Annotated in this window: 19 protein-coding genes and 1 tRNA gene; 14 read left to right on the top strand and 6 right to left on the bottom strand. The window is 56.0% G+C overall.

Annotated features, from left to right (window positions below; all coding sequences use genetic code 11):
• The first annotated feature begins 115 nt into the window (after positions 1 to 115).
• On the top strand, positions 116 to 400 hold the full coding sequence (locus ACP7AJ_RS19475; protein WP_426061872.1) for a hypothetical protein: 285 nt from the start codon (positions 116 to 118) through the stop codon (positions 398 to 400).
• Between the two features lie 97 nt (positions 401 to 497).
• Here the strand turns inward: ACP7AJ_RS19475 and ACP7AJ_RS19470 are convergent, their stop codons facing one another.
• Together ACP7AJ_RS19470 and rfaD are read right to left on the bottom strand one after the other, a co-directional pair.
• On the bottom strand, positions 498 to 1,892 hold the full coding sequence (locus ACP7AJ_RS19470) for an FAD/NAD(P)-binding protein (protein ID WP_426061871.1): 1,395 nt from the start codon (positions 1,890 to 1,892) through the stop codon (positions 498 to 500).
• Between the two features lie 143 nt (positions 1,893 to 2,035).
• A complete protein-coding gene (rfaD, locus tag ACP7AJ_RS19465) occupies positions 2,036 to 3,004 on the bottom strand; it encodes an ADP-glyceromanno-heptose 6-epimerase (RefSeq protein ID WP_426061870.1) in 969 nt (322 codons plus the stop codon).
• Between the two features lie 74 nt (positions 3,005 to 3,078).
• Between rfaD and ACP7AJ_RS19460 the strand changes: the two genes are divergently transcribed.
• From ACP7AJ_RS19460 to ACP7AJ_RS19435, 6 genes are all read left to right on the top strand, one after another.
• A complete protein-coding gene (locus tag ACP7AJ_RS19460) occupies positions 3,079 to 3,993 on the top strand; it encodes an ABC transporter substrate-binding protein (protein ID WP_426061869.1) in 915 nt (304 codons plus the stop codon).
• A 98-nt stretch (positions 3,994 to 4,091) separates the two neighbouring features.
• Positions 4,092 to 5,156, top strand: coding sequence for a serine hydrolase domain-containing protein (locus ACP7AJ_RS19455; protein ID WP_426061868.1), 1,065 nt, complete (start codon positions 4,092 to 4,094; stop codon positions 5,154 to 5,156).
• Between the two features lie 32 nt (positions 5,157 to 5,188).
• Positions 5,189 to 6,190: a FecCD family ABC transporter permease gene (locus tag ACP7AJ_RS19450; RefSeq protein ID WP_426061867.1), complete on the top strand. Its 1,002-nt coding sequence runs from the start codon at positions 5,189 to 5,191 to the stop codon at positions 6,188 to 6,190.
• A gap of 96 nt (positions 6,191 to 6,286) precedes the next feature.
• Complete coding sequence (locus ACP7AJ_RS19445; RefSeq protein WP_426061866.1) at positions 6,287 to 6,703, top strand: 6-pyruvoyl trahydropterin synthase family protein; 417 nt, start codon at positions 6,287 to 6,289, stop codon at positions 6,701 to 6,703.
• Positions 6,704 to 6,839: 136 nt separating this feature from the next.
• Positions 6,840 to 7,952, top strand: coding sequence for a lipid-A-disaccharide synthase (gene lpxB / locus ACP7AJ_RS19440; RefSeq protein ID WP_426061865.1), 1,113 nt, complete (start codon positions 6,840 to 6,842; stop codon positions 7,950 to 7,952).
• Between the two features lie 323 nt (positions 7,953 to 8,275).
• Positions 8,276 to 12,025 carry a reprolysin-like metallopeptidase gene (locus tag ACP7AJ_RS19435; protein ID WP_426061864.1) on the top strand — a complete coding sequence of 1,250 codons (3,750 nt, stop codon included), beginning with the start codon at positions 8,276 to 8,278 and terminating at the stop codon, positions 12,023 to 12,025.
• An 89-nt stretch (positions 12,026 to 12,114) separates the two neighbouring features.
• Here the strand turns inward: ACP7AJ_RS19435 and clpX are convergent, their stop codons facing one another.
• Entirely contained in the window at positions 12,115 to 13,338 is a 1,224-nt protein-coding gene (clpX, locus tag ACP7AJ_RS19430; RefSeq protein ID WP_092677166.1) for an ATP-dependent Clp protease ATP-binding subunit ClpX, read from the bottom strand.
• 387 nt (positions 13,339 to 13,725) lie between these two features.
• Here clpX and ACP7AJ_RS19425 point away from each other — a divergent pair, with 387 nt between their 5' ends.
• Positions 13,726 to 14,478, top strand: coding sequence for a hypothetical protein (locus ACP7AJ_RS19425; RefSeq protein ID WP_426061863.1), 753 nt, complete (start codon positions 13,726 to 13,728; stop codon positions 14,476 to 14,478).
• Between the two features lie 120 nt (positions 14,479 to 14,598).
• On the opposite strand, the gene ACP7AJ_RS19420 is transcribed toward ACP7AJ_RS19425, so the two are convergent.
• The 3 genes from ACP7AJ_RS19420 to ACP7AJ_RS19410 all read right to left on the bottom strand — a co-directional run bounded on the left by ACP7AJ_RS19420 (position 14,599) and on the right by ACP7AJ_RS19410 (position 16,950).
• Positions 14,599 to 15,306 carry a ClpP family protease gene (locus ACP7AJ_RS19420; RefSeq protein ID WP_092677162.1) on the bottom strand — a complete coding sequence of 236 codons (708 nt, stop codon included), beginning with the start codon at positions 15,304 to 15,306 and terminating at the stop codon, positions 14,599 to 14,601.
• A 146-nt stretch (positions 15,307 to 15,452) separates the two neighbouring features.
• Positions 15,453 to 16,781, bottom strand: coding sequence for a trigger factor (gene tig / locus ACP7AJ_RS19415; RefSeq protein WP_426061862.1), 1,329 nt, complete (start codon positions 16,779 to 16,781; stop codon positions 15,453 to 15,455).
• 87 nt (positions 16,782 to 16,868) lie between these two features.
• Positions 16,869 to 16,950 (bottom strand) — tRNA-Leu (locus tag ACP7AJ_RS19410).
• A gap of 140 nt (positions 16,951 to 17,090) precedes the next feature.
• Here ACP7AJ_RS19410 and ACP7AJ_RS19405 point away from each other — a divergent pair.
• From ACP7AJ_RS19405 to ACP7AJ_RS19380, 6 genes are all read left to right on the top strand, one after another.
• Complete coding sequence (locus ACP7AJ_RS19405) at positions 17,091 to 19,304, top strand: RelA/SpoT family protein (RefSeq protein ID WP_426061861.1); 2,214 nt, start codon at positions 17,091 to 17,093, stop codon at positions 19,302 to 19,304.
• Positions 19,301 to 19,633 (top strand): CHY zinc finger protein, encoded by a 333-nt coding sequence (locus tag ACP7AJ_RS19400; RefSeq protein ID WP_426061860.1) that lies wholly within the window; start codon positions 19,301 to 19,303, stop codon positions 19,631 to 19,633. The genes ACP7AJ_RS19405 and ACP7AJ_RS19400 overlap by 4 nt, the downstream gene beginning before the upstream one ends.
• Before the next feature lie 132 nt (positions 19,634 to 19,765).
• A complete protein-coding gene (locus tag ACP7AJ_RS19395; RefSeq protein ID WP_426061859.1) occupies positions 19,766 to 20,371 on the top strand; it encodes a Fur family transcriptional regulator in 606 nt (201 codons plus the stop codon).
• The gene (locus tag ACP7AJ_RS19390) at positions 20,368 to 20,718 is read left to right on the top strand and encodes an STAS domain-containing protein (RefSeq protein ID WP_426061858.1); all 351 of its coding nucleotides are present in this window, start codon (positions 20,368 to 20,370) and stop codon (positions 20,716 to 20,718) included. The genes ACP7AJ_RS19395 and ACP7AJ_RS19390 overlap by 4 nt, the downstream gene beginning before the upstream one ends.
• 124 nt (positions 20,719 to 20,842) lie before the next feature.
• The gene (locus ACP7AJ_RS19385; protein ID WP_426061857.1) at positions 20,843 to 22,111 is read left to right on the top strand and encodes an adenylosuccinate synthase; all 1,269 of its coding nucleotides are present in this window, start codon (positions 20,843 to 20,845) and stop codon (positions 22,109 to 22,111) included.
• Between the two features lie 186 nt (positions 22,112 to 22,297).
• The gene (locus ACP7AJ_RS19380) at positions 22,298 to 22,726 is read left to right on the top strand and encodes a hypothetical protein (RefSeq protein WP_426061856.1); all 429 of its coding nucleotides are present in this window, start codon (positions 22,298 to 22,300) and stop codon (positions 22,724 to 22,726) included.
• The last annotated feature ends 311 nt before the right edge of the window (positions 22,727 to 23,037 follow it).

The raw sequence follows: 23,037 nt of genomic DNA, 5'->3' as shown, positions 1-23,037 counted from the left end.
TTGATTTATAGCACGAAAAATTGCTGTAAATCATGTGCTTGAAGGAATGAAAACAAGGCCTTTTGGGTTAATATAGCACGCCGATATTGACGACAATACAGCCCAACTATTTGCCATGAAGTCTGCTGCCGATTACCTCGAAGCCCATGTTTTCGAAGCCCGCCGTCCGCGCCGCGAGTTGCAGCCGGTGGTGGCTTATTCTGATGCCGTGCAAGCCATTGAGCAGGCTCTGGCCGATGCTGAGAAATATAAGTACTTGCTGATGCGCGCCCTGCGCCGCCACGCCGATGACGCGGCCTTGACTCGCCCAACGCAGGCAACTGCCCCCGCGTCCTCTTTCTTCACAGAATCGGCTCCTGTGCTGCCGCTTTACTCCACTTCAGAGCGCATGGCCGCCTAAATTGGCCGTGTCGGTGCCTTGCTTGGCAGTCACACACTATACAAAAAGCCCCAATTGCCATGCTTGGCGATTGGGGCTTTTCATTGGGTTCATCTTCTCAGGAAGAAACTCGCTTGGCCAGTTCCACCGCGAGGGCTATGGCCTGCTGCCGCAGTTCTGGCACGGCCGTCGACTCAAAATATGCCGGCCGGCGGCTGGGCCCCAGGGTAAACAAGGTGTTGGAAACCTGGCCATCGGCCCCGCGCAGGGCCCCGTGCTCATCGGTGAGCAAGCCCAACCGCAGAGAATCGGCCGTAAGCTGGCCAGCGTCGCGCAGGCTCATTACCAGTGGGTCGGCAATGCGGTTGTAGTCGAGCAAGGGGCCGGTGCAGCACACCACATGTTGGGCCACGTGCCAGCTGCCCGAGGCGCCATGGGGCCGCACGCGCACTCGCAGCATAGGTCCGTCGGGAAGTATTTCGCGCACCGTGCCCACGTGCAGCTGCACCAGGCCGGCGGCTTCCAGGGCTGCTACGGCGGCGGCGTTTTGCGGCGGGCTGCGGTGCCGTGTCACAGCCCATAGCCCGGCCAGGTGGCGCAGAAACCGGCGCTGCTCCTGCAGCGGCCATGCGCCCCAGATGCGCCCCAGGTCGGGCCGCAGGGCATCCAGCACCGGTCGCCAGTCGATGCCTTGGGCGGCAGCGGCGCGCAGATGCCGCTTAAACACGGCCAGCACACCCGTTACGGTAGTTTCGGCCGCCATTTCCGGGTAAAAGTTGGGATAATCGACGGCGGCCGGGCCGTGCGCGGCGGGCCAGCGGCCGTGGCGTGCTACCACGGCCACCGGGTCCCGGTGGCCGTCTTTGCGCAGGGCCAGCAGCACGTCCACAGCCGTCAGACCCGAGCCGATGAGTAGCACAGAATCATCGGGGCCAATGCGGCGCAGGCTGCCCGCCGCCCACGGGTCGGCGTGGTAGGCGTCGTGGTGGAGGTAGCGGTGGTCGGGCCCAGCCGGTGGGAGAGGTGGGAAGTTGCCGAGCGCCAGCACCACGAAGTCGCTCACCAGCGTGGTGCCGTTGGCAAGAAGTACGCCGCGGCGGCCATCGGGTTGGAGCCGTGCCACTACCGCGCTGGTGTGGTGCCATGTAAGGCTGCCGCTACCAGTTTGGGGAGCCGTGAAGGCTTCCGTCAGCGCCTCGTTCAGGTAGCGGCCGTAGCTGGACCGCGATGCAAAGTCGGGCAAGCCAGGGGCTCCTTCGGGCTGGCTTTGCAGCCAAGTAGCAAAGTGGCTGGGCTTGTTGGGGTAAAGACTCAAGCCCCCCGGGCGCACGTTGAGCAGATATTCGGGTCGGCGAGCAGTGTATGCCAGCCCCGGCCCGGGAATGTCCCGGGGCTCGACCAAGTGAATTTGGGCCTGCGCCAGGGCTGGCTGTTGCCGCAGCTGCAACACCAATGCCGTGCCCGAGAAGCCGCCCCCCACAACTGTAATAACGGGTGGGCCTGAATATGTCAAGTGGGTCAGAATGGAAGGAGCAGTAGAAGTCCGAAAGCGCCGGTGCGCTCGGCACCGAAGTCTGGAGCGGAGGAGGAGTGGCAACCGCTGGTTGACCAGATGGTTTTGGGGCCGTTTCCTCCGCGCAAACTAAAGAAATCAGCCTACATGTACTTGCCCGGTACCAAGTAGTTCTGCACGTAATCGGCAATGCCGTCTTCCAAGCGGGTGAAGGGCTTGTCGTAGCCAATGTTCTTCAGCTTGCTCATGTCGGCCTCGGTGAAGTACTGGTACTTGTCGCGAATGTCCTCGGGCGTGGCTTTAAACTGGATGTCGGCCGTGCGACCCAGGGCATTGAAAGTGTTCATGGCCAAATCGAGGAAGGTGCGAGCCTGGCCGCTGCCCAGGTTGTAGATGCCTGAATCTTTCCGGTGGTGCAGCAGGAAATAGCATACCTCCACCACGTCTTTCACATACACAAAGTCACGCATCTGCCCGCCGTCGGTGTAGTCGGGGTGGTGCGATTTGAAGAGCATCATCGAACCCGTCTGCTGAATTTGGTTGAAGGCGTGGATAATAACTGACGCCATGCGGCCCTTGTGATACTCATTGGGGCCGTACACGTTGAAAAACTTCAGGCCGGCCCAGAAATAAGGTTTCTCGCTCTGTTCCAGCGCCCATTTGTCAAAGTCGTTTTTGGAGTCGCCGTATGGGTTCAGCGGCCGGTAGAGTGGAAACAGGGCCTCGTCGGTATCGGTGTAGCCCAGGGTACCATCGCCATAGGTTGCGGCCGAGGAGGCGTACACCAGCGGCAGCTGGTACTGGCAGCAGGCCTGCCACATCCGTTTGGAGTAGTTGAGGTTGAGCAGGTCGAACACGGCCGGGTCCATCTCGGTGGTGTCGGTGCGGGCCCCGAGGTGAAACACGAACTCTACCTGCGCATGGTTAGTGTCGAGCCAGTCGAAGAACGTTTCCCGGTCTACATACTCGCGCAGCTTTTTGCCCCGGATATTGGGCAGCTTCTTTTCAACCGAGAAATTATCAACCACCACCACATCGTTGAAATTGGCGGCGTTGAGGCGGGAAACTAGGCAGCTGGCAATGAAGCCGGCCGCGCCGGTGACTACTATCATAGGAGGCGGGTTTTGAACGGGGCAAAGGTAAACCGTTGCGCTTGACCGATGGGCATCGGGCCTACCTTTGTCCCATGCGCTTCCTTTCTCTGCTTTTATTCCTCGGCTTGCTAGTAGGCTGCCAATCTCGCTCTAAACAAGCCAACACGGTGGCGGCGACAGACGGCCTGGGTCGCACCCTCAACCTGCCGGCCAATCCGCGCCGCGTAATGGCCCTGGCTCCCAGCATGACCGAAATGCTCTACGCCGTGGCCGATACCGCCACCATCGTGGCCCGCGTGCCGCAGGATAACTACCCCGCTGTCGTCCGCCAAAAGCCGGTCGTGAACAACTACCCCGTCGACATGGAAAAGCTGGTGCTCTTGCACCCCGATATTGTCTTTACCGTCGAAGGCATCACCTCCGTCGACGATGCCCAACGCTTGCAAGAACTGGGAATTCCGGTCTACTACCAGCGCTTCCGTCGGGTCGAAGACGTGTTCACCGGCATCGAGGACATGGGGCGGCTACTCGGCCGTGTGCCCCAGGCCAAACACGTAGCCGACTCCCTGCGCCAAGCATTAAAAGCCCTTAGTACATCCGGTAGCCACCCTTCCACTACCCCCAAGGTGTTGGCCATTACCTGGCAAGACCCCATTTACTGCTACGGTCAGAATACCCTATTCACCGATGAAATTCGGCTGGCTGGCGGCCAGAACGCCGTTACCGAAACCTTTCCCCAGCCCTATCCGGCCCTTACCCGCGAGTACATTCTCAAGCTCAACCCCGATGTGCTCCTCGGCGGCAGCTTCGACAAGCTGGACAGCACATTCTTTCGGATTTATCCCGAGCTGCGCCGCATTCGCGCCTACCAAACCCGCCAAGTCTACCCCATCACCGGCAACCTGATGGAGCGGCCCGGTCCGCGTGTAGTAGAGGCAGTGCGCGAGCTACAAAAGCTACTTCGGGCCGTGCCGCACCATGCAACCCATTCGTCGGCGGCCCGCTAACCACCATCCACCGCCCATTCTTGTGGTTCGTTGCACCCCAGCAGGGGCTTGGTTACCGCTCACACAGCTCCCGACCTTCCTCATAAGTATTCTCAAAGATGCTCCGTCTGTTGTTCTCGATTTTATTCAGCTTGTCGCTCAGCAGTAATGCCTTGGGTCAAAAAAACAAGATTGATGCTATTCTGGCAGCGGAACACAAGGCTGGACATTTCAACGGCACGATGCTCGTGGTGAATGACGGCAAAGTCGTAGCCCGGGCCAGCAAGGGTTTCGCAAACCTGCAATTCGCAGTTCCCATCGATAAAAACACGCGTCTGCCTATTGCTTCAATGACGAAGCTTCTTACGGCAATTTTGACGCTTCAACTACTAGAAAAGGAACAGCTAAAGCTGGGAGACAAAGCGAGTCAATATATTGCCGGCTTGCCTACCAACTGCCAAAACATCACTATTTTGGACTTGCTCACTCATTACTCCGGCCTGAAAAATGAGCCCGCTCAAGCCTATAGCAGTCCTTATTCAACGGCTGAGTTTCTCAACAAGTTTGTAGCAGCAAAAGAGAGCTCATCTAGGCCGACCTTCAATTACAACAACGTCGATTACATCGTACTAACGCATCTGCTGGAGGTGGTATCGAAGAAAACGTACCCGCAGCTTCTGCATGACAATATTTTCAAACCACTGGATATGGTCAATTCGGGTATGGTTGTCGAAGGCACAGTGATTCCTGGCTTGGCCTATGGCTACCATAATTATAGCTTCGGAAACAGTAAAAAAGCTGAGCCACTTAAAAATGACCCGCTGATTTACCTCTCTAATTACGCTGGAGCAGGAGGGGGTTATTCAACCCCGGATGATTTGTACAAACTTGTACAGAGCCTGAAAGCAAACAAACTCCTGACTGCTGAGACGACGGCCAAGCTGTTAACTGCTCCTCAGACAAACAGCTTTATAGAATACGCTCGCGGCATCCCCACCATCGGGTTTTATTACAACGGCAAGACATTTCCCGGCCCCGTTCTCGAGCGCCGTGGCAGCATCAACGGCTTTAACTCGGTTTTGCTGGCAGACAAGGATTTTCGGAAGATAGTAATTCTGCTGACTAACACCGATACTGGCGACCTGGAGCTAATCGGGGATAAAATTTACGCCGAAATACAGTAAGCAATTGTCCTCGCTATGCATAATCCGTTAGCTTGAAGAACTCCCGGCCCATTCTATGGTTAATAATTGGCGTACTGCTGCTTTTAGTACTGGTAGTGTCGGGCTTGCGCGTAGGTAGTTATTCTACCTCTTACAGCTTTATTTTCAACACGTTTCGTCATTACGACCCCACCGAACCTGCGCAGTTGGCCCTGGTGGAGCTTCGCCTGCCGCGCATCGTGCTGGCGTTGCTGGCGGGGGCTAGCCTGGCCGTGAGCGGCTATCTGCTGCAGACGCTGGTAACCAACCCACTGGCTGACCCTTACCTGCTGGGTACCGCCTCAGGGGCTTCGCTGGGCGCTATTATGTCGTTTGTGCTGGTGCCGTCGCTCACAGTGGCGGGCGTGTACCTGCCACCCGTGGCAGCACTGGTGGGGGCATTTGCAGCCACCCTGGTGGTGGTAGCGCTGGGCACCCGGCGGGGTAAGATTTTGCCCGCGCCGCTGCTGCTGGCCGGCGTGGCAGTTGGGGCGCTGGCGGCGGCCATTGGCAGCTTGCTCACCTTCCTGGCCAGTTCCGAAGGCAACTTGCGCAGCATCGTATTCTGGGCTTTTGGCAGTTTCGAGCGGGCTAGTTGGGGCGTGCTGCCATATCCGGCGGCCGTTTTGGGCGTTAGCCTTTTCTTATTGGCCTTCCTGCAAAAAGACCTCAACCTGCTGTTGCTGGGCGAGGAGCGGGCCGCTGCCTTGGGCCTGCCCGTGGCCCAACGGCGCTGGCTGCTGGTGCTGCTGGCAGCGGGCCTCACCGGTGGCGTGGTGGCGCTGTGCGGCCCGGTAGGGTTTGTGGGCCTGCTTGTTCCGCACCTCACCCGGGGGCTGCTGGGCACCACGGGGCGCTACAATCTGGTGGTGTGCGCACTATTGGGCGGGTGTTTTCTGTTGGCCTGCGACCTGCTGGCCCGCGTGCTTTACCCACCAGCTGGCTTGCCAGTGGGCTTGGTCACGGCCCTGTTCGGGGTACCCTTCTTCGTATATTTGCTGCGAAAAAATAATTAAGCTACTAGCTTTTAGCTAGTAGCTGTTAGCTACTTTTTAGAAGGACTGTTTGAAAGCTAATTGCTGACAGCCAGTAGCTAAAAGCTCAAAATCCAAATGATATACGTTAGCCGTCAGGAACATTTCAACGCCGCCCATAAGCTGCACAACCCCAAGTGGAGCGACGAGCGCAACCGCGAGGTATTTGGCCCCTGCGCCAATACCAATTGGCACGGCCACAACTACGACCTCATCGTCACCGTGAAAGGCCAGCCCGACCCCGAAACCGGCTTCGTAGTAGACCTCAAAGCCCTGTCTGACCTCCTGCGCACCCACATCACCGAGCAGGTCGACCACAAAAACCTCAACCTCGACGTGCCCTTTATGGCCGGCCAAATGGCCAGCACCGAAAACCTGGTATTCGCTTTCTGGCAGATTCTGGAGCGCGAGCTGCCTACCATCACCGAGGCCAAGCTACACTGCGTGAAACTCTACGAGACCCCACGCAACTTCGTGGAATACTACGGAGGCTAAGCGCCTGTCATGCTGACGAACCGAAGGTCGGCGTCAGCCAAGGAAGCATCCCATCACGGGCGCTTTTGTCAGAATTACTAACCAAGTAGCGCGGACGTGATGAGGTCCTTCGCTGCGCTCAGGATGACGTAACAAATTGAAATATTACCTAATTGCCGGCGAGCGGTCAGGCGACTTTCACGCTGCCCACCTCATGCGCGAGTTGCAGGGGCAAGACGCCAACGCGCAGTTTCGTTTCTGGGGCGGCGACCAAATGCAGGCCGTCGGCGGCGAGCTGGTGCGTCACTACCAAGACTTGGCCATTATGGGCTTTGTGGAAGCTGCCACCAGCGTCCTCAAGTTTCGGGGCTACCTGAAGCAATGCCAAGCCGATTTGCTGGCCTACAAGCCCGACGTGTTGATTCTGGTAGACTACGCCGGCTTCAACCTGCGCATGGCCAAAGTGGCCAAAGACAACGGCATCAAGGTCTTTTACTACATCTCGCCCAAAATCTGGGCCTGGAACCAGGGCCGCGTCGAAAAAGTAAAGGCCCGGGTAGACAGGATGTTCGTAATCCTGCCTTTTGAGGAAGAGTTTTACAACAAGTTTGGCTACGGCGTCGACTACACCGGCAACCCCACGGCCGACGCAGTAGCCGAGTTTCAGCCTACGCCCGATTTCTTCGAGCGCAACCACCTCAACCCTGACAAGCCGATTATCGCCGTGCTGCCGGGCTCGCGCAAACAGGAGATTGAGGAGATGCTGCACGAAATGATTGCCATTTTGCCCGGCTTTCAGGAATACCAGTTTGTGGTGGCCGGCGTCAGCAACCTCGACCCGAACTACTACCGCCACTTCGAGCGCAACGGCATCCGCTTCCTGTTTGAGCAAACCTTCGATCTGCTCAGCCACGCCAAGGCTGCTCTGGTCACCAGCGGCACGGCCACGCTCGAAACGGCTTTATTTGGCGTGCCCCAGATTGTGTGCTACCGCACCAGCAACCTGAGCTACGCCATTGGCAAAATGGTCATCAAAGTGCCCTTTATATCCCTCGTGAACCTGATTGCGGGCCGGGCTGTGGTGAAGGAATTGATTCAGAACGATTTCAACGCCCGCAACCTCCTCGATGAGTTGAGGCTTATGCTGACGGACGAAGACTACATGGCCCGCATGAAGGCCGGCTATGCTGAGCTGCGCGAAAAGCTAGGCCAGCAGCAAGCCGCCAGAAAAACGGCCGAGCTGATGGTGAAATACCTGAAAGCCGGCTGAGCCGCGACGCTCTGACGCCAGAGCTAGGGTTGAGCACTAGAGTAAGAGATTGTAGGAATTCTTAACTACAACCCGTATCCATATAAACGTGCAAAAGCTCCGGGTAATAACCCGGAGCTTTTTTGTTGGTCGCGTTAGCCCACTCTAAAAACTAAAATCCATTTTTGAACTTCTGGAATGATTAGCTGTCAGGAAACAGAAATGTTCCTGAGTTATACTTTAGGAGTAAGCTTCTTTACATCAACTGCTCCGGAACTTAAATCTGGGAAAATGACTAGTGGTTTCTTCTTAGTTTTACTTTTTGCACCCTCCGCCACCGCTGAATGAAAAAAAACTATACGCCCAAGCCGGTCACGCCTCCGTCATCGGAGCGCGCCAACTTCAGAAGCGGTTTAGGTTGGGTTGGTACTTGTCTGCTTTTAGCCCTAGGTCTCACGACAGGTGCTCGGGCCCAGCAGCGGGTGGCTCCGCTTTTCCAGGCCAATGCCGAGGCCCGCACGGCAGCTGCGGCCTCGCCGCTGGCGTCGGCGTTGTTTCGCTCCCAGGCCCTGACCCTCGATGTGGCCGCCATGCGTGCCGCGCTGGCGCTGGCGCCAGCCGAAGTCCAGGCCGGCGCCGCGCCGCTGGTGCTCGCCCTGCCCTTGCCCGATGGTACCACTCGTCGTTTCGCCCTTCGTCAAACGTTGGTAATGGCACCGGCCCTGGCCGCCCGCTTTCCCGAGATTAAAACCTACGCCGGCGTTGGGCTCGATGACCCCTCGGCTTCGGTTCGCCTCGATATGACGCTGCAGGGCTTTCACGCACAGGTGCTTACTGCGTCCGGCAATAGCTTCTACATCGACCCCGTAAGCCAGACCGATACCCGGCACTATTTGAGTTTTTATCGGCACGACATGAACCGTGCGGCGGCCTCGGGAGCTCTCTGTAGCGCGGTCAGCACGCCGGCGAAGCTAGGGGTAGGGGCTGCCAAGCAGCCCAGCGCAGCCACCAGCGGCAGTGCCCGTCTGGCTGCTCCCAGCGGCTCCGTGCTGCGTACTTATCGCCTGGCGCTGGCCTGCACGCCCGAATACGCGCTTACCAAGGGCAACACTGTTGCTGGCGTGATGGCCGGTGAGGTGTCAACAGTCAACCGTGTGGTGGGCGTGTATGAAAGAGAATTGGCCGTGCGCATGGTGCTGGTGCCCAACAACAACCAGCTTATTTTCTTGAGTGGCACGGGCCCTCAGCCGAGCCCGGCCTACTCCGATAACAACGCCAGCGCTATGCTGGCTGAGAACAAGACCAATCTGGACGCCATTATTGGTAATGCCAACTACGACATCGGCCACGTATTTAGCACGGGTGCGGGGGGCGTGGCCTACCAGGGCTCGGTGTGTAGCCCCACCCTGAAAGCCGGTGGCGTGACTGGCTTGCCAGACCCTGTGGGCGATGCCTTTGACATCGATTTTGTTGCGCACGAAATGGGGCACCAGTTCGGCGGCAGTCATTCCTTCAACGGCGACGCCGACAACTGTGCCGGTGGCAACCGCAATGCCCCTACGGCCTGGGAGCCAGGTTCGGGTACCACCATTATGGCCTATGCGGGTATCTGCGGCCCCAGCAACAACCTGCAGGCCTTTTCCGATGCGCTTTTTCACACGGGTAGTTTTCAGGAAATGCGCACGTTCATCGAAAGCACCACCTGCAACAGCACCGCCAACTTGCCTACCGGCAACACAGCCCCCGTGGTAACGGCCCCGGCCAGCGGCAAAACCTTACCCATTGGCACGCCCTTTAAGCTCACGGCCACGGCTACCGATGCCGAAAACGACCTCCTCACGTATTCATGGGAACAGATGGACGTCGGCCCCCAGGCTTCGCCCATGGCCCCTCAGGTGGCTGGTCAGAATGTGCCTCTCTTTCGCTCTTTCAGCCCCACTGCTTCGGCCACGCGCTATTTTCCTCGCCTGAGTAACCTGGTGAATAACACCACTACCCTTGGCGAGCGGCTGCCTGCTGTCACGCGTACGATGCGGTTTCGCTGCACGGCCCGCGATGAGCACAGTGGCCCGGCCGGCGTGATTGGCGGTGTCGATTTCAGCCCTTTCGTGAACCTGGGGGTAAGCAGCACATCGGGCCCTTTTGTTGTAACCGCTCCCAACACCGCCGTTTCCTGGACCGGCGGCGCGGCTCAAACCGTGACCTGGGACGTTGCCGGCACCACCAATGCCCCAGTTAGCTGCGCCCTCGTCAACCTGCGTCTGAGCCTCGACGGCGGCCTGACCTACCCCGTGGTGCTGGCCCTGAACGAGCCCAATGACGGCTCTGCCGTAGTAGTAGCCCCCAGCCCCGCTTCGGCCCAAACCCGGGCCCGCGTAATGGTAGAGGCCGCCGATAACTATTTCTTTGACATCTCCAACACCAACTTCACCATCACGCCGCCCACGGCGGGGCCGTCCATTACCAGCTTTACGCCCACGGGGGGGCTAGCCGGCACGGTGGTTACCGTGCTGGGCTCGAATTTCACGGGCACCACTGCTGTTAGATTCAATGGCACTGCGGCGGCCAGCTTCACGGTAAACTCGGCTACCCAGCTCACGGCTACCGTGGCGGCTGGCACTACAACCGGCCCTATCACCGTCACGGCCCCAACTGGTACGATTACCTCCGCCACTTCATTTGTGGTTGGCCCTCCACCTGCTGTTACCAGTTTCTCACCGGTTTCCGGTCCCGTGGGAACTAGCGTGCTCATCACGGGCACTAACTTCACAGGTGCTACTGCTATTAGTTTCAACGGCACCAATGCGCCCAGCTTCACGGTTAATTCAGCCACCCAAATTACGGCCACTGTGCCAGTGAACGCGACCACTGGCCCTGTTTCCGTCACCACGCCCATCAATACCAGTGTTTCAGCTGCCAGTTTCACGGTAATCCCGGCCCCTGTCATCGCCTCGTTCACGCCCACTGCCGGGGGAGCAGGCACTGTGGTGGTAATAACCGGCAGCTTCTTTTCCGGTGCAACGCAAGTAGCCTTCAACGGCACTGCTGCTCCTACATTCACCGTGAATTCGGCTACGCAGATAACCGCGACCGTACCTAGTGGCGCTACCACGGGCCTTATTGCCGTTACAACTCCCGGCGGTGTAGGTGTTTCCAGCACTGCCTTTGCGGTGCCGCCCGCGAACGATTTGTGTGCCAATGCCATCGCGCTGACCTGCGGCCAAACCGTTATGGGTACCACCGAGGGGGCTACTGATACCGGCGACCCTACCGGCACCTGCGACGAAATCATTGAGGGCGGCGGCGTTTTCTACACCATTGTGGGCACCGGCACCAACATTACCCTATCTACCTGCAACGCTGCCACTGGTTTCGACACCATGCTGTTTGTCTATACGGGCGCGTGCGGTTCTTACACCTGCGTTGTCGGAAACGACGATTCGTTGCCAGTCTGCAGTGACAGGTCCACGGCTTCTACCGTCACTTTCCCCTCGGTGTCGGGCACCGTATATCGCATTTTCGTGACTGGCTATGACAACGGCAATAGCTCCGAAACGGGTCCGTTTGCGCTCACTGCCACCTGCGCACCCGCTGTTACCGGCCTCAGCCCCAGTAGCGGTCCGGTTGGCACAGTTGTCACTCTCTCCGGTACCGACCTAGCCAGTGCCACCACCATAACCCTAAACGGACTGGCTGTTACCGGCTTCACCGTAGTTAACGGTACCACCGTCACCTTCACAGTTCCAGTTGGAGCTACCACCGGCGACGTAGTTGTGACCACCGCAGATGGCGTTACCACTGGCACCGCTTTCACCGTAACGACTGTCACTGCTACTGCCAATGCCAGCAAGAGCGAGTTCAGCGTATGGCCCAATCCGGTTGCGGGCAAGGGTATTCTGCACGTGCGCTTGGCAGCTTCTACTGGCAAGGCCCAGCTTACTCTGCGCAACGTACTGGGCCAGACCATCACCACCCGCAGCTTCAGCGGCAACACCACTGAGCTAAGCACCGCCGGCTTGGCCAGCGGCACCTACCTGCTCACCGTGCAAATGGACAGCCGAGCCCCAAGTATTCAGCGCGTGGTAGTAGAATAATAGCGCCGGGGCGGCCAGCGCCCCGGCCATCCTGCTCATAAAAAAGGCCCGCCAATTGGCATGCCTTTTTTATACATTCAGCTGTAGTATTAAGCCGCGCGCATGTGGCGCAGCGTCGATTTCTCAAACTTGCTGCGGCAGTAGCTCAAGTTGATAAGCAGGGCATCGGCACCTTCTTCCGAAGGCATTTCGAACATGGCATCGGTCATAATGCTCTCGCAGATGGAGCGCAGGCCGCGGGCCCCCAGGCGGTACTCATCGGCTTTCTCCACAATGTATTCGAGCGCTTCTTCGGTGAAGTCCAACTCAATGTTCTCCATGCCAAACAGGCGCTTGTACTGCCGAACGAGCGAGTTCTTCGGCTCGGTCAGAATCAAGCGCAGTGTGCTGCGGTCCAGTGGGTTGAGGTGCGTGAGCACTGGCAGGCGACCAATAAGCTCAGGGATGAGGCCGAACGACTTGATGTCCTGAGCCGACACGTAGCGTAGAAAGTTCTCGGTGTCCACTTGATCGTCAAGGTTGGTCTTGGCGAAGCCCATGGGCTTGGTATTGAGCCGGCTCTTGATGATGCGGTCTAGGCCCGAAAAAGCGCCCCCGCAGATGAAAAGGATATTCTCGGTGTTCACCGAAATCATCTTTTGCTCGGGATGCTTACGGCCTCCCTGCGGCGGCACGTTGATGGCAGTGCCCTCGAGCAGCTTCAGCAGCGCTTGCTGCACGCCCTCACCGCTCACGTCGCGTGTGATGCTGGGGTTGTCGCTCTTGCGGGCAATCTTGTCGATTTCGTCGATGTACACAATGCCGCGCTCCGCGGCTTCAAGGTTGTAATCGGCCGCCTGCAGCAGGCGCGTAAGGATACTTTCCACATCCTCGCCCACGTAGCCAGCCTCCGTCAGCACGGTGGCATCGGCAATGCAGAAGGGCACTTGCAGAATCTTGGCCAGCATGCGCGCCAGAAAGGTTTTGCCGGTGCCGGTTTCGCCCACCATAATGATGTTGGACTTTTCAATCTGCACCTCGTCCTCCGAAGGCTTCTGCATCAGACGCTTGTAGTGGTTGTATACCGCTACCGACATCACGCGCTTGGCCTCGTCCTGGCCCACCACGTACTGGTCGAGGTGCTCCTTAATGGCCTTGGGCTTGATGAGGTTAAATTTGGGTTGCTTGCTGGCGTCCTGAGCTTTAGCTTCTTCGTTGAGAATGTGTTGAGCCTGACCCACACACTTTTCACAGATGTGGGCGTTGATGCCCGAAATCATGACGGCGACTTCGCGCTTGCTCTTATTGCAAAAGGAACAGGATATTTCAGCCACGGAAAGAGGAATAGAATAGTAGGTGGAGGGCTAGTTTTGAAACAAGCGGGCTCAAAGGTACAACAAGGCCAACGCCTGTAGCGAGAAAAATGGTGCCATCTTAAAAAGCATAAATAAGCTATTCCCTGGATATTAAGGGTTTTCAACTCGTAAGACCAGCCCTATTTAATAGGTGATGATTTTGTCGTCTGTTGCTGCTGTTTGCTCAACCAGGATATTATCGGGGACACCAATTATTGCGGAGGGTTGCTTAAGGGCCTACGAGGTACCAGGCACGCCTTATTTTCCAAGCACAACCGCTGTTTCTATCATCTGGTTTTGTCAACAGCTACCAGAACCTGTTTAGCCTCGCTCTTTTCATTCTCGAACCTTTTACTTTGTAGTTCTATGAAAAGAGTCTTTCACCTTTTAGTAGCAGCTGCATCAGTAGCTGCTCTTCCCATCATTGGGGCTCAGGCCCAAACCACCCGCAAACCGACCCCCAAGTCCACCACTCGGCCCACCAGCACCGCGCCCAAGCCCGCTGCCAAGCCCATCCCTAAGCCCGCTCCTGCGCCCCCTGCGCGCCCCACTACTCCCCCCGAGCCTGCCGCAGAACCCGAGCCCTCTCTCTTGGAAACAGTGCTCCCCACCACTTTCACGGATGGCCCTTTTGTGGCCGGCGACCAAGTGCTGAACCTCGGCATTGGCGTGGGCAGCCGCAGCAATTATGAAACAAAGGCCATTGGCGGGAGCCCATCGGCCTCTCCATCTCTTAGCTTGTCGTACGAGCGCGGCCTTCTCACGATAGGACCGGGTGTGCTGGGAGCAGGTATTCTGGCGGGTTATCAAGGCGCCACCTATTCCCTGAGCAATGGTGGTAAATGGAAGTATACCGACGTGCTGCTTGGCCTGCGTGGTGCATTTCACTATCCAGTATTGCCGGAGTTCGATGCCTACGCAGGCCTGGGAGTTGGCTTGCTCTACACCAGAGCCTCATTTGAAGGGAGCATCGCCTCACCTGATGCCGGAAATAGCGTCAAGCTAAGGCCCGGCATTTTCGTGGGTGGCCGTTATTTCCTGCTCGAAAATCTTGGGGTGTTCACTGAGTTGGGCTACGACCAAACCTACCTCAAAGTGGGCATCACAGGAAAGTTTTAGCCTTCATAATCACGTCATTCCTCTTCACTAAGGAAAAACAAAAAGCCCCTGCTGATGAAGCAGGGGCTTTTTGTTGCAAACAAAATCTGTGAAATCTGAAGAATCCGGCTAAAGCCGTGATTAGTCTTTCTTCTTCTCCAGTACCTCGTCAATCAGGCCATACTCTTTGGCTTCGTCAGCACGCATCCAATAGTCGCGGTCCGAGTTGTCGTGGATTTCCTGATAAGTTTTGCCGGTGTGTTGGGCCAAAATGTCATACAGCTCTTTCTTGAGCTTGAGAATTTCGCGGGCCGTGATTTCAATGTCCGACGACTGACCCTGCGCGCCACCCGAAGGCTGGTGAATCATCACGCGAGCGTGGGGGAGGGCCGAGCGCTTGTTGGCAGCACCACCAGCCAGTAGCACAGCACCCATCGAAGCCGCAAGGCCGGTGCAAATTGTGGCCACGTCGGGGTTTACGTACTGCATGGTGTCGTAAATGCCCAAGCCGGCATACACCGAGCCACCGGGTGAGTTGATGTACAGCAGAATGTCTTTTTTGGCATCAGCCGACTCCAGAAACAGCATCTGCGCCGTCAGAATATTGGCGATATAATCGTCCACGGCCGTGCCCAGGAACACAATCCGGTCCATGATAAGGCGCGAAAACACGTCGATTTCAGCAAATCGCGTGGGGCGCTCCTCAATTACCGAGCGGGTCATTCCGGTGGGCATAATGAGACCGCCACGCGTCTGGCCTTCCACGTGTTGGATGTATTGGTCGACACCCAGCCCGCTGAGGCCCTGGTGCTTAACAGCAAACTTGCGAAACTCTTGTTTATTCAGCATTTGAAGAAAATGAGGCGCCCGCCGAAGCTTGCGCGGGTGAGGTTAGAAAGACGGACGAAGTAAAGGAATGTTGTCGGAAACCCAACAAAAAAGCCCCTACGTCTCCGTAAGGGCTTTTTGAAAAAGCGGCAACTGCTCGGCTAATACTAGCTGTGCAGAGTCCGGAATTCTTCGGCCGTTACGGGCTTTTCCGTAACAACAACTTTGCCGCGCAGGTTTTCGAGCACTTTCTCTGCCAGAATGGCCTCGTACTCGCTCACGTAATTTTTGCCGTTGTCCTGCTTGAGGAATTGGTCAGCGTACTGACGCATCGACTCGCGCATTTCGTCGGGCATGTTGGGCATGTTGAACTGGCCCATGATTTTGTCGAGGGTGCGGTTCACGATTTCCTCGTTGCTCACTTTCAGGCCAGCGTCTTCCACCACCTTGTTGCGAATCATGCTCCACTTCAACTCCTTCTCGTAGTCGCTGTAATGCTCCTCTACCTTCTCGGGCGTCAGTTTGCCTTCGTTGGCGCGCACGAGCCACTTCTTGAAGAACTCCGTGGGCACCTTGATGTCAACAGTGCTCACAAGCTGTTCTACGATGCTGTTGTTCAGCGCGCCGTCGCTCTCGCGGTCATAATTCGACTGGATGGTCTCGCGCACCTTGGCGTCGAACTCCTCCTGGGTCGAAACTGTCTCGGGGCCGAACACTTTATCGAACAACTCCTGGTTCATTTCGGGAGCCGCCGTGCGGTTCACCTTCTCCACGTTGAACACGTAGTCGCCGGTAGCCGCCGCTGCCTCGTCCTTGCTCAAGCCCGAGAAGTTCGAAATCGAAGCCGCGTCGCCGCCGAAAGCCGCCTGCAGGTCAAACGTGATGCTGTCGCCAGCCTTCTTGCCAATGAACTGCGACGCATCGCCGGTCACCTTGCCGATGGGCAGCAACACCGTGCGGCCTTCGCCTTCCTCATCAGCCTTCTTCAACTTACCAAACAGGTAGTCACCAGCTTCCGACTCGTCGGGGTTGGTCGTCTCGCCGTACTGACGAGCAATCTGCTCGTTGGTCTGGGTCAACGTGTCCTCGTCGATGGTTACCTGGTGGCGCTCCACTTGCAGCGCACCCTCGGCGGGCAGCTCAAAGTCGGGCAACAGACCTAGCTCAAACTGGAAGTCGAAGTCCTTGTCGGTGTCAAAATCTACATTGCTCTGTACTGGCAGGGGCTCGCCGAGCAGCTTGATGTTGTTCTCCTTAATATAGGAGTCCACAGCCTTACCCAGCATTTTGTTGATTTCCTCGGCCAGAATGCCTTTGCCGTACATCTTGCGCACCATGCCCACGGGCACCATGCCAGGGCGGAAGCCTTTCACCTGGGCACGCTTAGTGTACTCTTTGATTTGCTTGTCGACCGTCGGCGCGTAGTCGGCTTCGGTCAGGTGCACAGTCAGCAGCCCGGTCAGCTGCTCGTCGTTCTTGTCGAGGGTAATGTTCAAAACAGGAGAGCCGGCTTCCGCTGGCTAGGTTGAAAAGTTGAAAAAAAAGCCTCCAGCCTATGCGACTGAAGGCCTACATCAAAAAAGTGCGGATAGAGGGACTCGAACCCACACGCCTTGCGGCACCAGATCCTAAGTCTGGCACGTCTACCAATTTCGCCATATCCGCATATGAGCGCCACGCGGCCACTTGCTACGGGCCCGCAAAGGTACTCGGGAAAACCATTGCATGCAAAGCCCATGTGTAAGTAGTCTTCGTAGTGGGTTTGGAGTGACCTTTTCCGCCCGTGCTTTGTTACTTTACCTATTATGCCTCCCGTTATCTCTCCCGAAGCCGAGCGCCAGGAAATCCTGCGCCATTACCGCCGACTGCTGCGCACTGCCAAGCCTTATCTGAAGGATGGTGACCCCAAGCTGATTAAAAAGGCATTTAATCAGAGCCTTGAGGCTCATAAGGAGATGCGCCGGAAGTCAGGGGAGCCATATATTCTGCACCCGCTGGCGGTGGCACAGATTGCGGTGGAGGAAATCGGCTTGGGTACAACCAGCATTGTGGCTGCGCTGCTACACGACGTAGTAGAAGACACGCCGACCGAGATTTCGGACATCGAGCGCGAGTTTGGCAGCAAAGTGGCCAAAATTATTGATGGGCTGACGAAAATTTCGGGCGTCTTCGAGTACGGTACGAGCGAGCAGGCCGAGAATTTCCGCAAGATGCTGCTCACGCTGAGTGAGGACGTACGGGTTATTCTTATCAAGATTGCCGACCGCCTGCACAACATGCGGACGCTAGACTCGATGCCGCGGCATAAGCAACTCAAGATTGCTTCCGAGACACTGTATCTATATGCGCCGCTGGCCCACCGGCTCGGCCTCTATACTATAAAGAGTGAGCTCGAAGATTTATATCTGAAGTTTACCGATACGGAAACTTATAACGACCTCAAGGCCAAAGTCCGGCAGAGCCAAAGCGCGCGTAACCGCTTCATCAAGGAGTTTGTGCAGCCAATTGATGATGAACTGAAGGCACAGGGATTTGAGTACGAAATCAAAGGGCGGCCCAAGAGCATCTACTCCATCCTCAAAAAGATGAAAAAACAGAACATCACCTTTGATGAGGTGTATGACCTGTTTGCTGTCCGCGTGATTTTGGACGTGCCGCCGGAGCAGGAAAAGGCCGCCTGCTGGCAGGTGTATAGCATCGTGACCGACTTTTACCAGCCGAACCCCGACCGGCTGCGCGACTGGGTATCTACGCCCAAAGCCAACGGCTACGAGAGCCTGCATACCACTGTAATGTCGCGCGCGGGGCAGTGGGTGGAGGTCCAAATCCGCTCGCGCCGCATGGACGACATCGCTGAGAAAGGCTACGCAGCGCACTGGAAATACAAGGACACCGGCAGCATTCAGCCCGAAAGCTCGCTCGAGGGCTGGGTAAATAAGGTGCGCGAGATGCTGGAGTCGAATAACTCCAGCGCGCTGGAATTCATGGATGAGTTTCGCCAGAACTTGTTCGTAAAGGAGGTGTATGCTTTCACACCCAAGGGCAAGCTTGTTATTCTGCCCGATAAGGCCACGGCGCTGGATTTTGCCTTTGAAATTCACACCCAGATAGGACTGCGTTGCCTCGGGGCCAAAGTCAACCAGAAGCTGGAGCCGCTCAGTTATCAGCTGCACAACGGAGACCAGGTTGAAATTTTGACCTCGCACAAGCAACGGCCCACCCCAGAGTGGCTGAACTACGTGATTACCACCAAGGCGCGCTCTAAAATCAAGGATTTCCTCCGCGACGACAAACGTTCCAAAGCAGAGGACGGCCGCCAGATGTTGGAAAAACGGTTGGAAATTATCGGTGTGCCCTTCACCCAGGAGAATTTTAACCGGCTGCTGGCTTATTTCAATGTTCCCACGGCTCAGGAGTTTTATTATCGACTGGCCATAGGGCAGGTTGATGGCCGTGCCATTCGGGAGCCGCTGTTTCACGCTGATAAGCCGGTTACCAGTTTGCCTTCCGTGCTCGAACCAAAGACATTCGACCACGAGGTGCAGAAAATCCGTGGTGTACGGCCCGACATGCTCGTGGTAGGGGAGCACACCGACAAGTTTAACTACAGTATTGCCCGCTGCTGCAACCCCATTCCTGGCGATGACGTGTTTGGCTTCGAAACCGATACTGGCATCATCATCCACCGAACTAGCTGCCCACGCGCGGTTGATTTAATGTCTAATTATGGCAATCGCATTGTGCGGGCCAAATGGACGGAGCAACTTGAGTTGGCTTTCTTGGCTGGCATCCGCATAAAGGGTACCGACCGGGTTGGTTTGGTTAACGATGTGACTCGCATCATCAGCACCAGCTTAAAGGTGAACATGCGCGCCATCACCGTAGACAGCAACGACGGCATTTTCGAAGGCCAAATAATGGTGTTTGTTAATGACACCGACCACCTGAATAAGCTCATTCACCGTTTGAGCAAGGTAAATGGCGTGCTTCAAGTAGAACGGTTCGACTCGTTAAAGTGAAAGACGCTACTCCCACTACCTGCTTCGGTACTGAGGTGAATGAACGCACCCAATGTGCTCATTATCATTCCGAGCGCGATATAATTGGTATCAAGTTCAAGTGCTGCGACGCGTTCTATGCCTGCATCGAATGTCACCAAGAAGCCACGGACCACGCCCCAGTGGTTTGGCCCAAAACTGAATTCAACCAGGAAGCCATCTACTGCGGCAACTGCAAAAGCACCCTCAGCATCACAGCGTATTTGGAATGCAATAACACCTGCCCCTTGTGCCAGGCCGCTTTCAACCCGGGCTGTGCCAATCATTATCACCTTTATTTCGAGCAGTAGAAAACCTAAAGCTGCCGATGCTGCTTACCTAGCGGGTCTTTGGCTTGCAACATATGCGTGTATTAAATAAAATGCACCGCCTAGACGCGCTCTATTATTTTACCTTTGTCCTAGTTACACCTTATATATACAGTGAATTCCCCTCAAGCAGCTTCTCACGCTCACCCAGACTCCGCCAAAACGGCAGGGCAGGAGGTAGGCGGCTCGTCCGAAACGGGTTACGCTGCCAAGCACACGCCCAGCGCAGCCTCGCAGGCTACACTAAATACCGATAAGCTCGACGAGGTTCGTAAGCTTTTTACGGCCCACCTCGAAAACAAAGGCCTGCGCAAAACCGGCGAGCGATATGCCATTCTCGAAGAAATTTATGCTCGCTCCGGGCACTTCGACGTCGACGAGCTCTACGCCGGCATGAAGGAAAGAGGCTTGCAGGTAAGCCGCGCCACCGTCTACAACACCCTAGACCTGTTGGTAGAACAAGGCCTCGTGAGCAAGCACCAATTCGGTCGTAACCTTGCTCAATACGAGAAGAGCTACGGCTACCGCCAGCACGACCACGTTATCTGCACCGAATGCCATAAAGTGGTGGAGTTCTGCGACCCTCGCATCCATGGCATCCAGACCATGGTGGGCGAGCTCCTGAACTTCCATATCTTGCACCATTCTTTAAATCTCTACGGTATTTGTGGCGATTGTCGCGCCCAAGCTGCTGTCCGCAATCCCACCCTTCCCGCATGACCTCCACCAGTTCCTTACAAGATGGTGTCCTGCTCGTCCGCCTTACCGGCGACCTTATTGGCAGCCCCGACACCGAGCAACTTGTTGCTTCGATTAATCAACACCTCGGCGAATCCGTCACCAACTGCGCCGTTGACCTCTCCGAAATTCGCTACATCAACAGCACCGGCATTGGCGTCCTAGTTTCCCTTCTCACCAAGTTTCGCAGTCGTGGCGGCGAGATGGTTCTCATCAACCCCGCCGACCATCCTAAAAAGATGCTAGCGCTTACCAAACTCAACAACATCTTCATCGTGGCTGCCAATGAAACTGCCGCCCGCGAACAACTTATGCCAGCCGTCCAATAGGGCGGCTGTTTTTTTGTTAATAATTTAAACCTCAATTTCCCCGACATAACCCAGTCATCCTACTCCTTCCTTTCTGGAATGGGGCAGGCGATAGGATTTATACCACGGGCGAACACAAAAACACATGCCAGTAGACGTATTAGTAGGCCTCCAATGGGGCGATGAAGGCAAAGGCAAAATTGTAGACGTACTCGCACCCACCTACGATGCCGTAGCGCGCTTCCAGGGCGGCCCCAATGCAGGCCACACCCTCACCTTCGACGGCCTCAAGCACGTCCTGCACCAAGTGCCCAGCGGCATTTTTCACCCTCACATCCTCAATATAGTAGGCAACGGCGTCGTACTCGACCCCGTTGTATTCCGCGCCGAGCTCCAAAAGCTTACCGATAGGGGAGTAGACTGGGCCAAAAACCTTTATATCTCCAAAAAGGCGCAGCTCATCCTCCCGTCGCACCGCGCCCTCGACCGCATCAATGAGGAAGCCCGCGGCGGCTCCAAAATCGGCAGCACCCTTAAAGGCATCGGCCCCACGTATTCCGACAAAATCGGCCGTGTCGGTCTCCGCGTCGGTCATATCCTTCTTCCGGATTTCGAAGCCCGTTATAGAGAAGCCGTCGCGCAGCACGCCTCGCTTGCTTCCCACTATAATAGGGAGTTGGAAGTAGAAGACCTCGAGCCTGACTTCTTCTCCGCAGTCGACTTCCTCCGTACCCTTCAGCTCACCAACACCGAATACCTCCTCAACGACCTACTTTCCCAAGGCAAGCGCATCCTCGCCGAAGGGGCCCAAGGCTCTTTATTGGACATCGACTTCGGTTCCTACCCCTACGTCACTTCGTCCAGTACCATTGCCGCCGGCGCCTGTACTGGCCTAGGCATCGCCCCTCGTCACATCGATAAGGTGTACGGCATCACCAAAGCTTATTGCACCCGGGTTGGCAGTGGCCCTTTTCCCACCGAGCTCCACGACGAAGTAGGCGAGCAAATTCGCCAGGCCGGCCGTGAGTTTGGCTCCACCACTGGCCGCCCCCGTCGCACCGGCTGGATTGACCTACCCGCCCTGCGCTACGCCATCATGCTAAACGGCGTCACCGAACTTCACCTTATGAAAGCTGATGTTCTCGATGCTTTCACTGAAATTCAAGCCTGCACCCACTACCGCACCGCCACTGGCGAAAGTACTCCCCAGCTACCTGACCCCGGTGAACTCACCAGTGTTACCCCTGAGTATATTACTCTACCAGGCTGGAACAGCGACCTCACTACCATTAACGACGCTGCAGACCTCCCCATCAACCTCAAGGCTTACTTAGATTTCCTCGAGCAAGAGTTGCAAGTGCCCATCCGCATTGTCAGCGTTGGTCCTGATAGAGTAAGCACCCTCCATCGCTAAACTGAGCCAAAAAACGAAGTGCCACCCAGAAGGAAGTGTTGCCAGAAGCGCCTGCCAAAGTAATGGAAGCGCTTCTCGCAACACTTCCTTCTTTTTCATAGATAAAGCAAACAAGCCAATCTGAAGTTAATAAGGTGACGGACCGATGTTTTTTGAAACGGATAAGTAGTTTAAGGTAACGGGTAGGTGAAGTCAAAAGCTGGTAAAGGAGATGGTGACACGGAAGGAAGGGGGAGACCATCATTATCACCCAAAATCTTTCGTCGCATCAATCAGCGACTTACAACCATCCCTGAAGTATTTCTTAGAACTCCTCTTGCTGCGCCAAAAACTCATCCTACCTTTGCAGTCCCAAAACGTCAAACGGACTACGGGGCACAACGAAGCAAAAGTCTCGAGCAAAATTTTGAAAACGTCGGAACTCCTGCTTTGATAGCAATGTCTATCACCTGCGACCTCTTAAAAAAAAGCTTACGAAAAATTTATTTTTCAAACAGCTTGCAAATCAGAAAAGAGCAACCGTACCTTTGCAACCCGCTTCAAAAGGAGGCGGCTAAACTTGAAAAAGCCGAAAGAAAAAACATTAAATTTTTTCGGTTAAAACTTGACAAGTAAAATAATCCTCGTACCTTTGCACTCCCAAATCACGTAGGGCGCTGCAATAGCGACAAAAAGAGTTGAAACAAACTCGCACTGTTACTTCAAATGGGAGTAACAAACGTTCTTTGAATGACGGAAACAAACAAAATAGTAAGTGTTTCACTTGTTGATTCTCCTCCGGGATAATTACAGTAAAACAAACCAAGCAAAACGAATTAGACGATAACGTCAAATATGTGAGCAAGGTCAGCACTCGACATCAGCTCATGTTCGCATGAGTGTAGGAATATTTTACAATGGAGAGTTTGATCTTGGCTCAGGATGAA

The sequence above is a fragment of the Hymenobacter sp. B1770 genome (genome assembly GCF_049896385.1).
Classification (GTDB): domain Bacteria; phylum Bacteroidota; class Bacteroidia; order Cytophagales; family Hymenobacteraceae; genus Hymenobacter.
Note: the sequence above shows the minus strand (reverse complement) of the source record. Positions and strands in the feature narration are given on the sequence as shown.